Source organism: Tenacibaculum profundi (genome assembly GCF_052050075.1).
Classification (GTDB): Bacteria; Bacteroidota; Bacteroidia; order Flavobacteriales; family Flavobacteriaceae; genus Polaribacter.
The window spans coordinates 2956915-2973603 of record NZ_CP197225.1 but is presented as its reverse complement, the minus strand read 5'-3'; the positions used below and the strand labels follow the sequence as shown (position 1 = coordinate 2973603).

The window sequence follows — 16689 nt, the reverse complement described above, 5'->3', positions numbered from 1 at the left end:
CCTGACTCGTTAAACGAGGGAACGCTTATCCATTTTAATAGTTTTTTTATTGACCAATTTGATCATAAGCTACTGGAAAGAATATCTTTAACTATTTTCAACGAAATTGATGTTCCTCATATGACTATAAACTCCCTTGAAAAAAAGCGATTTTTAACTGTTTGCTCGTTAATAAGAGAGGAAATACAAATGAATGACAAGTATTTAAAAGAGCAAATATTTTCTCTTTTTAGAAGTATATTGTTTTCTATTGAAAGAACTAAGGTTTCTTTGACAAAAAACGATTCCTTAACTAATGAAGATTTTCAACTTGCCTATCAATTTAAAAATGAAGTATATAAAAACGTGAATGAATTTTTATCATTAGAAACCTACTATGAACTATTAAATAGTAATAAAAAGAGGCTGGCTAAAGTTACCAAAGAGCACTTAAATGCGACTCCTGCGAAGGTTATACAAGATATTAAAATACTTGAAGCTAAACGTAATTTAGCTAATAGAAGACTTTCAATACAGGAGATTGCTTATGATTTAGGTTTTGATCAGGCCACTTATTTTACTAAATATTTTAAAAAATCAGTTGGAATATCTCCAAAAGAATTTAGAGCAAGTATTCTATAAAAATTACAATAAAACGGGGTTCCCAAAACAATTATAAAAACTGTTTTGCAAATAAAACGAACTACCTTCTATAAAAAATTAAAAACTTTCATATAAGAACTTATTCAACTGATAATCTTTATTTTTCAAGATCCAAAACATACCGTACTTTAATTAAATGGTTGTTTTCTAACTTACCATGAAAAACTCCTTTATTACCATTTTTACTTAAATAGCAATAATACTTTTGTTTTTGAGGTAAAGCATTGTGGATAGTCCCATTTGCAGAATTAAAACGTAATAAAGATTATGAAATTAAAACAAATGAAATCAGTTGCAGGTAACTTGGCTCCAATGCGGGCTCAAGACTACTCAGAGATTGAGGATTGGTCAGGATACTATAAATCTGTGGTTGGAAAAGGGGCGCGTGAAACACTCTTACAAGGCTTAGACCTATTTAAAAAAGAAGGAATTACTGATGGTTTTGCAATTGATTTAGCAGCCGGCGAAGGCAGAGATTCTATTGAACTACTAAAAAGAGGCTGGAAAGTTTTAGCGACAGATAATCACCCAGAAGCATCAAAATATTTATGGTCGAGAGTACCTAAAGGTTTAAAAGCTAATTTACAGACAAAGGAAGTGAGTTTTGAAGAAATGGTCTTACCTCCGTGTGATCTTATAAATGCAAGTTTTGCATTACCGTTTTGTGAACCTAAACACTTCAACTTATTTTGGAATAAAATTAAAAAATCAATTCGAAAAGGAGGAAGATTCACAGGACAATTCTTCGGCGATAGAGATACTTGGGCCTTAAAACCAAAACGTTCTCATCACTCATATAACGAAGTACTAAAAATACTTAATGATTTCTCTATTGAAATCATAAGAGAGGAAGAACATGACGATCCTTTAAATACAAGAAACCCAAAACACTGGCATATTTTTCATATCGTAGCCCAAAAAAAGTAAGTTTAATAATAAAGGTATGTATTGAATGGGGTTAAATAAAACTTATGATAATGGGATCAATAGTTGTACAAATAAAAATTGGCAAAAGGAATAAAATGGCTTAATCAAGAAATAAAAAAGATAATTATTGAATAGGTATGCACTATAATAAATCTAAGATACCTCCTAAAAAAAGTACCATTTAAAAGACTTTATTTACCATTTTAAACAATAAATCCAACATAACTTTACCTAAGTAAAAAATTAAGAGGAGATAGCTCAAAAGGTTCTTAAAAATTAGCATTATTCAACCAAAAATAATAACAAACTAATTTATATCTCACAAAAAAAGTTCTATTACATATAAAGAAATCACAACTTAAAACATTAAAAAAAAGACTTGTAGCAAATAGTTATTTTATTAAAGATAGTTTTAGATTAAATAGCATAGCCTAAACATAATTTTAATCTAAAAAGGATTCACTTTCAGCTAAAATCATTTTTAAACTTTGATAAAACTTACCATTTAAAAGCCTTTTTTTACCATTTTAAGAAACAATATCAAAGTAATTTTGAAACATAATTTAAACAATAAAATAATTTAAAACAAATATTATGAATACTGGAAACAAACAAAAAAGAGTACTATTAGTAATGTCATCTTATGACGAAATGGGGTTAAGCGGTAAATTAACAGGGACATGGTTTCATGAATTAGCTGCTCCTTATTATATTTTAACTGAAGCAGGTCATGAAGTAGTTTTTGCTTCTCCTGATGGTGGTGAGGCTCCTATTGATTTATTAAGTATGAAAGCTCCATTTACATCTGAGTACACCGAAAGATTTGTAAAAGATGATGCTGCTGTATTTGCTGCAAAAAACACAATGAAATTAAGAAATATAGACTATAATACATTTGATTCTGTATTTTTCCCAGGAGGATACGGTTTAATTTGGGATTTAGCTTCTGATCAACACGTAATTAAGCTTATCAAAGATTTCTATGAGTCAGATCGTCCAGTAGCTATGGTATGTCATGCTGCAGCTATATTAAGAGATGTGAAATTATCTAACGGAAAATATCTTGTAGAAGGTGTAAACCTTACTGGATTTAAAAATAGTGAAGATGAAGAAATAGAATTATTACACCATTTATTGTTTTCATTAGAAGATGAATTAAAAAGAAGAGGTGCTAATTATAAAAGTAAAGCTAACTGGGAACCTAATGTAGTGATTGATGGAGCACTTATGACTGGTCAAAGTCCTGCTTCAGCAGCACCATTAGCAGAAGCTCTTTCGGATGTTTTAAAGGCTTAATTAAAACTACATTATTTGCCGGATAAATATTAGATGAATATTATTTTTCATCTAAACTTAAAAGACTACCTCAACAAAACTAACATGATTGTAAGTTTTAAATTTACTGTTGAAGGTAGTCTTTCATTTACAAAAATATTATTCTTCAAAAACTAAAAGAAAATGGAAAATAAAAATCACATTAACACTAATAAAAACAATTTTCTAAAAGAACAACGAAGATTAAAAAAGCTTACTATTTACGATATTGCTCTACGCTTAAGTATAAGTAAACAACAGGTTATAAGTTATGAAAAAGGGATAGATCCTATTCCTAATGATATATATACTAAGCTCAAAAAAATTCTTGATTTATAAAATTATTAAATAAATAGGAAAAATTAAATAAACACCTCTATTACCAATATATAAGTAAGTCTGTTATGGAAAGAGAACGATATTTTATAAGATCGTTCTCTTCTTATTTTAATTAACATCGAATAATCCTATGCCCTATAATTAAAGAATAACACCATTTCAAATCACCATAAAAGGAAAAGAGGATATTATCTTTATTTGTATAAAATTAAAACATAACAATAGCTCGTTTTTTTTGAAGTAGAAAGAGAAAAAAGAATGTTTTAGCCCGGCATTTTCAAGTTATAAATGGTATTAATATGCTCATTGAAAACCATATTCACCTAGAAAACAAATCTTACCATTTATTGTTCAAAAACTACCATTTTAACAAGATAATCAAAGGTAACTTTACACCAGTAATAATCAGAAAAAATGAAAAATATAAAATCAATCTTCGTATTTGTATTCACACTTTTAGTGACAAATACATTCGCACAAACAACTTTAAAAGTAAACACAGGTAACAAACAAAAAAGAGTACTCCTTGTTATGTCTTCTTTTGACGATATGGGGTTAAGTGGAAAACAAACTGGAACATGGTTCACTGAATTGGCTGCTCCTTATTATATTCTTACAGAAGCTGGATATGAAGTTGTATTTGCTTCTCCTGATGGAGGTGAAGCTCCTATTGACTTACTGAGTATGAAAGTCCCTTTTACTACAGAGTATACTAAAAAATTCTTGAATGATCCTGTAGCAATGTTTGCCGCTAAAAGAACTAGAAAACTAAGAAATATTGATTACAATACTTTTGATGCTGCTTTCTTCCCTGGAGGATACGGGCTTCTTTGGGATTTAGCTTCTGATCAATTTGTGATCAAATTAATAAAAGACTTTTATGAAACAGGAAGACCCATAGCAATGGTGTGTCATGCTCCAGCTATTTTAAGAGATGTGAAATTATCAAATGGTAAGTACTTAGTAGAGGGGCTAAACTTAACAGGTTTTAAAGATGCTGAAGATGCTGAAATTGAATTAGACAGACATCTGTTATTCTCTCTTGAGCAAGAATTAAAAAGAAGAGGAGCTAACTATAAAAGTAAAGCTAACTGGGAACCTAATGTAGTAATTGATGGAGCACTTATGACCGGACAGAGCCCAGCTTCTGCATCTCCTTTGGCTAAAGCTCTTGCTAAAAGATTAAAAAAATAAAATAAAAAATATCATGATTAATAACATTAACACAGAGGCTTTACAAAATTTTAAAAATACAGTAGAAAAGGACTATAATAATGGAATTTTAAAAAGTAGTATCCAAGCAATATGGCAATCTGGTACAGAAATAAAAATTCAAACAAAGGATTTTAAATTGGGTTCTTCTACTGTTAAACATGATTTCTCCTTTTTTGTTGACGAACCAGAGGAACTTCTAGGAAAACACTCTGCACCAGCTCCTTTAGACTATTTTCTTGCTGGGTTATCATCTTGTATGACGATAACATTTATCGCAATAGCATCATCTAAAGGTATAAAAATAGATAATCTTACTCTTGATATTAAAACAGAACTTGATTTACGTGGTTTTCTTGGTATTGATGAAAAAATACCTGCTGGATTTGACTCAGCTGAATACCTATTTACTGTAAAAGGTGATGGAAGTTCTGAAGAATTAAAAGAGATCGCTGATCAAGTCATTAAACTTTCTCCTAATTATTATTCAATAACAAACAAAGTTAAAATGACAGCTAAACTGGATATAATTTAAAAAATAGATTAATTGATTTCAATATGAAGTAGTTATACTTCAACATCAAGGGAAAACTTTTTAGTTTTCCCTTCATTTCTTTATAATATTTTCCTTTTTCAAGAAAAAAACATTGATTCTTTTTAAAATTAAACCTGAATAACTTTTATAATTTATAAGCACATTACTTTAAGTTGCCCTTTTACCATTCATAGCACTTAAATTACCATTTTAACAAGGTGTTCACCTGTAAATTTGTACCAGTAATAATTAGAAAAAATGAAAAATATAAAATCAATCCTCGTATTTGTTTTCACGCTTTTAGTGACAAATACATTCGCACAAACAACTTTAAAAGTAAACACAGGTAACAAGCAAAAAAGAGTACTCCTTGTTATGTCTTCTTTTGACGATATGGGGTTAAGTGGAAAACAAACTGGAACATGGTTCACTGAATTGGCTGCTCCTTATTATATTCTTACAGAAGCTGGATATGAAGTTGTATTTGCTTCTCCTGATGGAGGAGAAGCTCCTATTGACTTACTGAGTATGAAAGTCCCTTTTACTACAGAATATACTAAAAAATTCTTGAATGATCCTGTAGCAATGTTTGCCGCTAAAAGAACTAGAAAGCTAAGAAATATTGATTACAATACTTTTGATGCTGCTTTCTTCCCTGGAGGATACGGGCTTCTTTGGGATTTAGCTTCTGATCAATTTGTGATCAAATTAATAAAAGACTTTTATGAAACAGGAAGACCCATAGCAATGGTATGTCATGCTCCAGCTATTTTAAGAGATGTGAAATTATCAAATGGCAAGTACTTAGTAGAGGGGCTAAACTTAACAGGTTTTAAAGATGCTGAAGATGCTGAAATTGAATTAGACAGACATCTGTTATTCTCTCTTGAACAAGAATTAAAAAGAAGAGGAGCTAACTATAAAAGTAAAGCTAACTGGGAGCCTAATGTAGTAGTTGATGGAGCGCTTATGACCGGACAAAGCCCAGCTTCTGCACCTCCCTTGGCTAAAGCTCTTGCTAAAAGATTGAAAAAATAAAATGAAAAACAAATATTAAAATTGTAAAAAGAGAAAAGCTTTATTAAAAGCTTTTCTCTTTTTAAGAAATATAAAGAAAGCTATTTAAGCTCATATGATTTTAAATCTAACACTAAATGATCACCAAGCTTTCCTTTTCTATTTACTTAATTATATTACTGACATTGAACAAACAAACGATAAAAAGATTAAAAAACTATTTACAAAACAAGAACAGTTCTATAACACAAACTCATTAAATAATACAAAAATAATCTTACCATTCATAGCACTTAAATTACCATTTTAACAAGGTATTCACCTGTAAATTTGTACCAGTAATAATTAGAAAAAATGAAAAATATAAAATCAATCCTCGTATTTGTATTCACGCTTTTAGTGACAAATACATTCGCACAAACAACTTTAAAAGTAAACACAGGTAACAAGCAAAAAAGAGTACTCCTTGTTATGTCTTCTTTTGACGATATGGGGTTAAGTGGAAAACAAACTGGAACATGGTTCACTGAATTGGCTGCTCCTTATTATATTCTTACAGAAGCTGGATATGAAGTTGTATTTGCTTCTCCTGATGGAGGTGAAGCTCCTATTGACTTACTGAGTATGAAAGTCCCTTTCACTACAGAGTATACTAAAAAATTCTTGAATGATCCTGTAGCAATGTTTGCCGCTAAAAGAACTAGAAAACTAAGAAATATTGATTACAATACTTTTGATGCTGCTTTCTTCCCTGGAGGATACGGGCTTCTTTGGGATTTAGCTTCTGATCAATTTGTGATCAAATTAATAAAAGACTTTTATGAAACAGGAAGACCCATAGCAATGGTATGTCATGCTCCAGCTATTTTAAGAGATGTGAAATTATCAAATGGTAAGTACTTAGTAGAGGGACTAAACTTAACAGGTTTTAAAGATGCTGAAGATGCTGAAATTGAATTAGACAGACATCTGTTATTCTCTCTTGAGCAAGAATTAAAAAGAAGAGGAGCTAACTATAAAAGTAAAGCTAACTGGGAACCTAATGTAGTAATTGATGGAGCACTTATGACCGGGCAGAGCCCAGCTTCTGCATCTCCTTTGGCTAAAGCTCTTGCTAAAAGATTAAAAAAATAAAATAAATATCAAGATTGTGAAAATAGAAAGACTTTTAATAAAGCTCTTCTATTTAAAAATCGATTAAATTCTTATACTTCAAATTATGAAAAAACAGAATATCCAAAGAAGATCATTTTTAAAAAGAACCTCTATAATAGCAAGCGCAGCAATAGCAGCTCCAACAGCATTAATTTCATGTAGTGATGATGATAATGAAGATTTGATTACTCCTACTTTACAATACGGACAGGGAGATGGATTCTACAGAAAAAAAATTGGAAATAAGGAAATAACAGTAATCAGCGATGGTTCCTTATATTTTCCTAATTCTTTTTTTGCTCAAGAAGCAGATGAAACATCCTTAAATCAGCTGACAACATCAAATGGTTTTTCTTCTGATACAACAGCTGTTCAAGTAAATGCAATGGTTATCAAAGAAAATGATGATATTACTCTAATTGATGTAGGAACGAGTGAAGGTATTTACGATACTGTTGGAAATTTTTTAAGAAATTTCCACAAAGCAGGGTTTAAAGAAAAAGATGTCAATAGAGTAATATTAACACATTTACATTTTGACCACTTTGGGTATTTATTTGATAAAGAAGGAAAAGCTATTTTTCCAAATGCAGAAATTATCTTGTCTGAAAAAGAATATAATTTTTGGAATGATAACACAATCGACCTATCTAACATCAATGTAGATCAAGGAACGAAAGATTTCTTCATCAACTCTGCTAAAACTGTAATAAACAACATGAAAAATCAATTCACAGTAAAAAAAGGGGGGCAAGAACTAGCTCCCGGACTTGCTATGCTGGAAGCTCCTGGTCATACTCCAGGTCATTTTGCAATAGAGGGTGATGGATTTGTATATTTAGCCGATACATTTGTTCATCCATGGGTACATTTACCACATCCTGAATGGACTTCTAAGGTTGATGTAAATCCAGATGCAGTAAGAAGTTCTCGTAAAATGATTTTGGATAAAGTAGCCACTGATAATTTATTAGTAGCGGGTTCACATACCAATTTTCCTGGATTTGGGAGAATATTAAAAAACGGAAACGGATACGACTGGAAGTCTACTCCTTTCGAATGGAAATAAAAAATATCTGATAATAAAAGAGTGTATTCTCTGTTATTATCAGATAATTTAATACTAAAAAACAACAAACATCAATTCTCAACCAATGAAATCAATTAAAAACCTAACTGTAAGTGTTTTAATAGACAATACAACTGATATGTTTTCTTCGCGGCCAGATCATGTAGACAGCGAACTAAAGGTATTAATGGATAGCGGATTAGAAATAGGAAGTGGACCTTTATTATGCTCTGCGCATCACGGATTATCGTTGTTCTTAGAAGCCGAAACTGAAAATGGAACTAAATCTGTGTTATTTGACGCAGGTCCAGATCCATCTGGTCTAGCACGTAATTCAAACCATATGGGAGTATCATTAGAAAATACAGATGCTATTGTTTTATCTCATGGCCATTTTGATCATGCTGAAGCTTTACCAAAAGCTCTAGAATTGATTAAAGCCGATAAGAAAGATAATCCTGTTCCTTTATATGTGCACCCAGGCGCCTTTGTTAAAAGAGCAGCTAAATTACCAGATGGTAATATGCTACCTTATACAGATGTTCCTTCTGTTGATTTTTTAACTAAAAAAGGAGCCGATGTAAAAACATCTTCAAAAGAAGAAACTATCGTAGATGATTATTTCTATGTCAGCGGAGAAATACCGAGAAACAGTTTTGAAAATGGCTTATCTAATCATTACAAAAAAGATGATGAGGGAAATTGGACACCTGACCCAGATATTGAAGATGAACGTTTCCTAGCTGTTAATATCAAAGATAAAGGAATAGCTATATTCACAGGGTGTTCTCATGCTGGAATTGTAAACGTATGTAAACATGCCGCAGAAGTTTTCAAAGACCAACCTCTTTACGCTCTTGTAGGTGGATTACATTTAGTATACCCCAACGAAAACTTGATTGATGAAACCATTGAAGAATTAAAACAATTCAATTTTAAAGTTATAATTCCTGGACATTGTACTGGATGGAGAGCTATTAATCGTTTCATAAACGAATTTGGTGAAAAAATCGTAGACCCTTTAGCAGTAGGAACAAAACAACATCTCTAAAATAAAAAGTATAACTATGAAACATATTTTAACAAACACGATATTATTGATTTTTTTGACTTTCAACATTAGTTGTAAATCACAAACAAACAAACAAACAGAGACTTTAAAAATCACAAATTTGAATGATTCTTTTACCAAGCATGATCATTTGGTTATGGATTGGGGATATTCAAGTATCATAGAATATAAAGGAAAAAAAATCTTATTTGATCTTGGCAACAATGCTGAAGTACTTGAAACAAATATTAGAAAATTAAACATAAATATAAAAGATATTGATTTTGCTGTACTGTCTCATAGGCATAGCGATCACATGGGAGGCATGGATTTTTTATTAAAAGAGAACCCTGCTATTAAAATTTATGCTCCAACAGAAAATTTTGGTATTTATGGAGCTAGTTTACCTAGTAGTTTTTATAAAAAAGATCCCAATGCTCCAAAACACAGACAATACTATAATGGACATCCTGAAGAAATAATGCATTTTGGTAAAGCTTGGTCTAAAGCTAACATCAAATTAATTACAAAAAATACTGAGATAATCCCTGGTTTTCATCTTATTTTCCTAGTATCAGATTTTAAGGGAACTCTCGAGTTATCAGAAATATCTCTTGCAATAGATTCTCCTTCTGGACAAAATATAATTATAGGTTGTGGGCATACAGGTCTCGAAAATATTATAAAAGAATCTCAAAAAATTAATCCTAAAACAAACCTTATTACGGGAGGATTTCATTTACTTCAAAAAGAAGATAGTGAACTAAATCAATTAATTACTAAACTAGATAAAACGTATCATGTTAAATATGCTGCTCCTAGTCATTGTAGTGGAGAGAGAGCTATGACGTTTTTTGAGAAAACTTTTAACAATAGGTACATTTATGCAGGCTTGGGAGAGACAATAACTCTTAAATTATAGAAAACAATTTTAGTTTAAAATTATGAAAGATGTAATAGTTATAGGAGGTGGACTTGCTGGTTTGACAACTGCGCATCTTCTAAAAGATCAAAATCTAAAAGTACAAATTTTAGAAGCAAACACCCAACTTGGGGGACGCATAAAAACCGTAAAAAGTGCATCTGGATTTGGTTTAGAAATGGGTGCTACTTGGGTTTTCAATGATCCTTTTTTAAAACAATTAATACAGAGCTTAAATATTGAACTTTATCCTCAATATATAACTGGTAAGGGATTTTATGAAATGAACTTTATGGATAAAACTCAAGTATTTGATGTGCATCAAATGATGGGAGGACAAGAATATCATAAAGTAGCTGGTGGAACATATGAAATTATCAAGTCTCTTGAAAAATTGATAGGGACTCAAAATATTGAATTAAACAGTAAGGTAACTACTATTCAAGATAATGATGATCATATTGAAATAATTACCAGCGATAAAAGGATATTTAAAGCCAAAAATGTTGTGATAACGATACCTCCTAGACTATTAGCATCAACAATAAATTTTTCACCAAATTTATCAGAAAATTCAAAACAAATCAGGTTAAAAACACATACATGGATGGCTGATTCAGTAAAGTTCTCCATAGAATATAAAGAACCTTTCTGGAGAGCAAAAGGTCTGGCTGGTTATGGTATTAGTAATATTGGGATTGTAAGAGAGTTCCAAGACCATGTAAACAATAAAGGTAATCTTTACGGATTAGTTGGTTTTTTGAATTTATCTCCTTCCCAATTAAACTCGAGTGAAGAAGAGAGAAAAAACCAAGTTATTAAAGATTTAAGTAGGATAATTGGAAACGAAGCGAAAAATTATGTCTCTTATAAAGATACCATTTGGGCTATTGAGAGTATGAATAAAGAATTAACTAATATAAATGAAGGCTTATATGCACATCAACATAATGGGGATAGAGAAATAATAAGTCCAGAAATGGGACAAAAATTATTCTTCGCAGGAGCAGAAACTTCAACAGTAAACCCAGGTTACATGGAAGGTGCTGTAAAATCAGCTTATCGTGCTACCAAAGAAATAATTAGTAAATCATAACTCATGGATTTTAACAACAAAACAGTTTTAATTATCGGGGGGTCCAGTGGTATTGGACTTGAAACGGCTAAGCAATTTATAAAACTTAATGCAACAGTTATTATTACTGGAAGTAATAAAAATAAATTAATATCTGCGCAAAAAAATATAGCTATTCAAAATGAACACAACATTAGCTACGTTAAAGTTGATATCACTAAAAAAGAGAGTATATATGAATTGAAAAAAAAACTCGAAAACAATCATACAGCAATAGATATCTTAATTATTACAGCAGGTATTGGAAAGTTTGGGGAAATTGATGAGATTAGTGAAAAAGACTATGACCTAGTAATGAACACTAATGTTAAAGGAACCTTTTTCAGTTTATCAGCACTTAAAAGTCTCATTAAAAAAGGAGGAAATATTGTACTAACAAGTTCTTTTTTAACAAAGCAAAGTTTACCATTAACTTCTGTTTTGACTGCCTCTAAAGCAGCCATTGAGAGTTTTACTAAAATTTTTGCAAAAGAATTTAGTGAATTTAATATACGCGTGAATGCGATAAGTCCTGGAAGTGTTAAAACTGGTTTTATGTCAGTTGCCAATCCTGAAGAAAAAGTTATAAACATCTTAAAAAGTCAAACTCCCAACATTCCTTTACAAAAACGAGCTGATGTGGATGAAATATCTAGTGCCATCCTTTTTTTGGCGAGTACGGATGCTAGATATATTACAGGTACTATTTTAGATGTTGATGGAGGACTTTCAATTGCTTAAATAAAAACATTCACCTAGAGTAGAGATAACTTCTGCTTAAATTTTCAAACCTAATGGAATATTTCTTATTCAAATAAGTAAAAAATACTCAATTTCAGTTTGAGTAATAAATTTTTGTAACATAGTAAATGTTCTATTAGGCTTTTATTCACCACGTAATTAAAAGCAAATTAGTACTACAATTAATAATTTACATATTGACTATTACTTCTTACCATACAAAAAAATATTAAGCATAATATAATATTAGACACCTATATTACTTGTAATTGATTTGTTATTTTAGCTTACATTTAAGTACTAATTTTTAGTAATAGAAATAATGGATCAAATAGATAAAAAAATTTTAAATATACTCCAAGAAAATGCCAGAATGAGTTATTCAGAGGTGGCTAAAAAGGTTTATCTATCCCCGCCTGCACTAAAGGAACGAATTATAAAGATGGAAGACCATGGTATTATAAAATCTTATGATATCAAACTAGATTATAAACTATTGGGCTATGATATTGAAACTTTCATGACAGTTAATTTATTTCACGGAAAATTAAAAAGTTTCTTGAGTATTATTAAAACTTTTCCTGAAGTAAAAAAAGCATATCGAATTACTGGTGAGCAAAACGTCATGCTTTTTTTAGTTCTTAAGGACAGGCTTCATTTACAAGAAATAATTGATAAATTAATGAAATACGGGGATACTAAGTCTCATATTATTTTATCAGAAATTTCAATAGAAGACAACTACTTAAAATAATATTAATACCCTTTTCTAAAGTCAACAATATTATTCAACTTCTCACCTTTCTCAACCTTCATTATCTGCCTCATTATCAATCCACAAGAATCTTCAGGGTTATTTAGAGCCGCTAAATGCGGTGTAATTCTTATTTTTTGATGGCTCCACAAAGGGGATTTTTTAGGCAAAGGCTCATTTTGAAAAACATCTAAAGTTGCTCCTTTTAAAACACCATTATTTAATGCCCAAAGTATATCATTATCTTTTTGTACTCCTCCTCGACCACATGAAATAAAAAATGCTCCTTTAAAGAAATTATTTTTGGGTAAGTCTTCTAGTAAATCTCTATTAACTAATCCTTTTGTTTCTTGTGTTAATGGTAAAAGTGAAATCAAGATATCACTCTTTTTAACCATATTTTTAAGCCCTGTTTTCCCTGAAAAAGTAGCTATTCCTTTAATCGCTTTTTTAGTTCTACTCCAACCTAAAACATTATATTTCATAGTCCCTAAAAAACTAGCTATTTCACTACCAATAAATCCTAATCCTAATATTCCTATATTTAGGTCTTCTGCTTTTGGTTCTTGTAAAGCAATCCAATTTCGTTGTTTTTGTGCTTCCTCTAATACATACATATTCCGATGGTAGTACAATACATTAAAAAGTATATACTGCAGCATAGAATCTTTTAAACCTTCAGGGACAATTCTTATTATCGGCACTTCAGATAGCTGACTAAACTTCATCAGGTTATCAACACCTGCCCCAGTATTAAATACAACTTTTAAATTCCTTAAATCTTCAAAAAAATGTTCTTTTGGCTTCCAAACGACAGCGTAATCAATCATTTCGGGATCATACGCATCTATCTCTGCTCTGTACACTTTATAACCAGGCAAGTACTTTTCTAAATACGTTACCCAAATACTCTCGTCTTTATTAAAAAGCGAAATTAAAATACTCTTCATTTATTGTTAAAGAAATAAATTATTCGAATTAATTACTTTTATATGATACTGATCATACAGATCTAATACTGCTTTATGTTCTGTAACAGATCGATCTCCACAACAATCCTCTAAAACATATACTTCATAACCTCTTAAAAATGCAGAGTTTGCAGAAAACATAACACAAGCCTTCGTGAGTACTCCGCAGAAATACAATCGATTTATTTGATGTTTTTGGGCATAAATATCAAATTCATCCCCCACACTGGCAAATAAATCAAAAGTATGCTTAGTAAGTAGTACTTCATTTGGCAAGGGTTTCGCAAAAGGAGCTATATCACCATGTCCATCACCAAAACCTAATGGGTGTAACGTATACCACCAAGGCATCCATTTGCTTTTTTCTTTATCATCTTTCTCATTCGCATGAATGATAAACATATTTCTATCTCTTGCTCTAGAGAGTAAATTTTTAACATTATTAGATAGTTGTGGGAATTGAGCATCAATACTATTGGGAAATTTCTCGGAAGTAGTATATAGATATTCTTTTTGAAAATCTATACATACGATAGCGGAATGTTTTTCAAAATTATCTATCATCTTGCAAATAATTGGTTTGCTATATCTTGAAAAGCTTTAAACTCAATAGCATTTCCTGACGGATCTAAAAAAAACATCGTTGCCTGCTCTCCTGCCTCTCCTTCAAAACGTATGTAAGGATCAATGATAAACTTCACTTCTTTATTTTTAAGGTTTTCTGCAAGTTTCTTCCAAATGGATATAGTTAAAACTACTCCGAAATGCGGAATAGGAACATTTTTACTATCTACTAAATTAGTCGTATTCTCTTCCTTTTTATCAAGATTCTCTTTTTTGTGAAGAACCAATTGGTGTCCAAAAAAATTCAAATCTACCCAAGTACTAGAGCTCCTTCCTTCAGAGCATTCCAGAACCTCTTTGTAAAAGTTTTTAGATTTCTCTATATCTTGTACAGGAATGGCTAAATGAAATGGTAAGATTTCTTTCATAATATGTTCGATTTTTAATTAATACAAATCTATCTATATTGAAAGCCATCTTTATTTCAAAAATAAATAGAAACTTTATTTTTCCTTTATAAAAAATTCTTTTCAACACATTAATCTTTAATTTTTAAAGTCTATGGCAAAAAGGATCTTGTGTGGATTTTTTATCTGTCCAAATAAACTAATTACAAATACCTTAAAACTCAAAATATCACTATTTTAAAAACAAAATGATTATTATATAGTTATTTAAAGTTCAAATCGATTACAGGTAAAATAAATATAGATTCTAAATAAAGATTATTGTATCTAAAAGTGTTTATTCAAATGAATAACTGTAAGATTTTTATACCAAAAACACGATAGAAAATTCAAATAAAATATTTAATTTTTTAAAATTTGATTAATTTTCTTCACAAGAAAATCAGCTATTTCTTTATTTTGTAGGATAGTTTCTACAATTTTTTCTTTGATAAGGAGATTTAATTCTGGATTCTCATAACTTATGGAAGGTTCATTAACAAAATTATCCAAGTTTTTTTCCAAAAAAATTGTTCCTTTACCTGTAAGAAGCCAAGTAGGATTTATTTCAGGAAACGAAATTAGAATTTTGTTTAGTACATTACTTTTAAATGATGCTTTTCTTCGAATAGCGGTACCTATCGAGTTATTTGAAACACTAATCCTTTCTTCAAAGGATCTTATGTTCATATTGTTTATCTGAATTATTTTCAGAACTCTCTTATAAGTATCATCAGTAAAATCAATCATTTAAAATAACTTTTTTCTTTAAAATTTAGAAATATGTTTGTTTTATATAATTTTGTTTGTATATTTGTATAAACAATTACTCAATCTAGCACAAATATAAATTAAAAGTACCGTCGTTCTTTAAAATAATCGACAGTTTTGGCATATGATAATTGTCTAATTAGAAACTTTTGTCTTGATTAGATATATTACAACATGTATAAACAAAATAAACAACTGATAAACAAACCAATAAGTAAAATCATCTTTATGAACCGCTTAAAAGAAAAACAAATTTAATTTTACATGTAATCTTACTCAATAAATAAACTTTAAAATATAATTATTTGCATTTTAGGGGGTGGAAATAAATCGGGGTGGAAAATATTAATTTCTGCCTCGTTTTCTACAAAACTAACTTTTTTCTAATTTTAATAAAGATCGTTTATAAAAACGATCTTTATTCTATGTAGTAGAAAAATTAATCAGCAAATAACAATAATTGAGCTGCTGCTCCTTTTGCTCCATCACTTCCTGCTTGACCTAGAACTCCTATTTCTTTTGCGCCTTCGGGGTTCCCTCTATGATAATCACTTGTTTTTTGATAAACGTGATTATTGGAATAGAAACCTAACTCTTTTGCGCCTTCAGGATTTCCTCTGTGATAGTCACTTGTCTTCTGATAAACCCTTTTATTTTTTATGAACCCCAACTCTTTTGCACCTTCAGGATTTCCTCTGTGATAGTCACTTGTCTTCTGATAAACCCTTTCATTTTTTATGAATCCTAACTCTTCTGCACCTTCAGGATTTCCTCTATGATAATCACTAGTCTTCTTATAAACTCTATCTTTAGCGATAAAACCTAGTTCTTTCCCTCCTTCAGGATTACCTGTGTAATAAACACCTGTTTTTTGATAAATCCTACATTGTGAAACAGCTTCTAAATAAAAAGATAAAATAAAGACAATCAGCAGTATTATTTTCCTTGTACTCATTTTTATAAATTTTGGTTAATATTTTCTAAAATACCCTAAAAGAATAACAAAAAAAACAAGTATTTATACTATAATTTAAACCAGTAAAAGGTGAAAACTACATGCCCTAAAATTGTATTAACTAAAATTTTATGCCCTACCAATTTTAAAGAAAAAAGATTTAACTTATGAATAAAATGATCCCGTCAAA

The 16689-nt window shown here is 30.2% G+C and carries 19 protein-coding genes; 14 read left to right on the top strand and 5 right to left on the bottom strand.

The features are described 5' to 3' along the window. Nucleotides 1-120 precede the first annotated feature (120 nt). The 14 genes from ACSIGE_RS12120 to ACSIGE_RS12055 all read left to right on the top strand — a co-directional run bounded on the left by ACSIGE_RS12120 (nucleotide 121) and on the right by ACSIGE_RS12055 (nucleotide 12792). Entirely contained in the window at nucleotides 121-621 is a 501-nt protein-coding gene (locus ACSIGE_RS12120; protein ID WP_440880133.1) for a helix-turn-helix domain-containing protein, read from the top strand. A 288-nt stretch (nucleotides 622-909) separates the two neighbouring features. Then, nucleotides 910-1569 (top strand): methyltransferase domain-containing protein, encoded by a 660-nt coding sequence (locus tag ACSIGE_RS12115; protein ID WP_440880132.1) that lies wholly within the window; start codon nucleotides 910-912, stop codon nucleotides 1567-1569. 594 nt (nucleotides 1570-2163) lie between these two features. Next, the gene (locus ACSIGE_RS12110) at nucleotides 2164-2865 is read left to right on the top strand and encodes a type 1 glutamine amidotransferase domain-containing protein (RefSeq protein ID WP_440880131.1); all 702 of its coding nucleotides are present in this window, start codon (nucleotides 2164-2166) and stop codon (nucleotides 2863-2865) included. Between the two features lie 162 nt (nucleotides 2866-3027). Next, nucleotides 3028-3222, top strand: coding sequence for a helix-turn-helix domain-containing protein (locus ACSIGE_RS12105; protein WP_440880130.1), 195 nt, complete (start codon nucleotides 3028-3030; stop codon nucleotides 3220-3222). A gap of 414 nt (nucleotides 3223-3636) precedes the next feature. After that, a complete protein-coding gene (locus ACSIGE_RS12100) occupies nucleotides 3637-4416 on the top strand; it encodes a type 1 glutamine amidotransferase domain-containing protein (protein ID WP_440880129.1) in 780 nt (259 codons plus the stop codon). 13 nt (nucleotides 4417-4429) lie between these two features. Further along, a complete protein-coding gene (locus ACSIGE_RS12095) occupies nucleotides 4430-4969 on the top strand; it encodes an OsmC family protein (protein ID WP_440880128.1) in 540 nt (179 codons plus the stop codon). A 258-nt stretch (nucleotides 4970-5227) separates the two neighbouring features. After that, complete coding sequence (locus tag ACSIGE_RS12090; RefSeq protein WP_440880127.1) at nucleotides 5228-6007, top strand: type 1 glutamine amidotransferase domain-containing protein; 780 nt, start codon at nucleotides 5228-5230, stop codon at nucleotides 6005-6007. Nucleotides 6008-6340: 333 nt separating this feature from the next. Then, complete coding sequence (locus tag ACSIGE_RS12085; RefSeq protein ID WP_440880126.1) at nucleotides 6341-7120, top strand: type 1 glutamine amidotransferase domain-containing protein; 780 nt, start codon at nucleotides 6341-6343, stop codon at nucleotides 7118-7120. Nucleotides 7121-7205: 85 nt separating this feature from the next. Next, complete coding sequence (locus tag ACSIGE_RS12080; protein ID WP_440880125.1) at nucleotides 7206-8210, top strand: MBL fold metallo-hydrolase; 1005 nt, start codon at nucleotides 7206-7208, stop codon at nucleotides 8208-8210. A gap of 85 nt (nucleotides 8211-8295) precedes the next feature. Then, nucleotides 8296-9261, top strand: a complete 966-nt coding sequence (locus ACSIGE_RS12075) for an MBL fold metallo-hydrolase (protein ID WP_440880124.1) — start codon at nucleotides 8296-8298, stop codon at nucleotides 9259-9261. A 121-nt stretch (nucleotides 9262-9382) separates the two neighbouring features. Continuing rightward, nucleotides 9383-10183: an MBL fold metallo-hydrolase gene (locus ACSIGE_RS12070; RefSeq protein WP_440880123.1), complete on the top strand. Its 801-nt coding sequence runs from the start codon at nucleotides 9383-9385 to the stop codon at nucleotides 10181-10183. A gap of 22 nt (nucleotides 10184-10205) precedes the next feature. Then, entirely contained in the window at nucleotides 10206-11279 is a 1074-nt protein-coding gene (locus ACSIGE_RS12065) for a flavin monoamine oxidase family protein (protein ID WP_440880122.1), read from the top strand. A 3-nt stretch (nucleotides 11280-11282) separates the two neighbouring features. Continuing rightward, nucleotides 11283-12038, top strand: a complete 756-nt coding sequence (locus ACSIGE_RS12060; RefSeq protein ID WP_440880121.1) for an SDR family NAD(P)-dependent oxidoreductase — start codon at nucleotides 11283-11285, stop codon at nucleotides 12036-12038. Between the two features lie 322 nt (nucleotides 12039-12360). Further along, nucleotides 12361-12792 (top strand): Lrp/AsnC family transcriptional regulator, encoded by a 432-nt coding sequence (locus ACSIGE_RS12055; RefSeq protein WP_440880120.1) that lies wholly within the window; start codon nucleotides 12361-12363, stop codon nucleotides 12790-12792. 2 nt (nucleotides 12793-12794) lie between these two features. Here the strand turns inward: ACSIGE_RS12055 and ACSIGE_RS12050 are convergent, their stop codons facing one another. From ACSIGE_RS12050 to ACSIGE_RS12030, 5 genes are all read right to left on the bottom strand, one after another. Beyond that, a complete protein-coding gene (locus tag ACSIGE_RS12050) occupies nucleotides 12795-13742 on the bottom strand; it encodes a 2-hydroxyacid dehydrogenase (RefSeq protein ID WP_440880119.1) in 948 nt (315 codons plus the stop codon). Between the two features lie 6 nt (nucleotides 13743-13748). Continuing rightward, nucleotides 13749-14327 (bottom strand): cysteine hydrolase family protein, encoded by a 579-nt coding sequence (locus ACSIGE_RS12045; protein WP_440880118.1) that lies wholly within the window; start codon nucleotides 14325-14327, stop codon nucleotides 13749-13751. Next, complete coding sequence (locus ACSIGE_RS12040) at nucleotides 14324-14755, bottom strand: VOC family protein (RefSeq protein ID WP_440880117.1); 432 nt, start codon at nucleotides 14753-14755, stop codon at nucleotides 14324-14326. The genes ACSIGE_RS12045 and ACSIGE_RS12040 overlap by 4 nt, the downstream gene beginning before the upstream one ends. Nucleotides 14756-15136: 381 nt before the next feature. Further along, complete coding sequence (locus ACSIGE_RS12035) at nucleotides 15137-15523, bottom strand: hypothetical protein (RefSeq protein WP_440880116.1); 387 nt, start codon at nucleotides 15521-15523, stop codon at nucleotides 15137-15139. Nucleotides 15524-15983: 460 nt separating this feature from the next. Further along, complete coding sequence (locus ACSIGE_RS12030; protein ID WP_440880115.1) at nucleotides 15984-16499, bottom strand: hypothetical protein; 516 nt, start codon at nucleotides 16497-16499, stop codon at nucleotides 15984-15986. Between the last annotated feature and the right edge of the window lie 190 nt (nucleotides 16500-16689).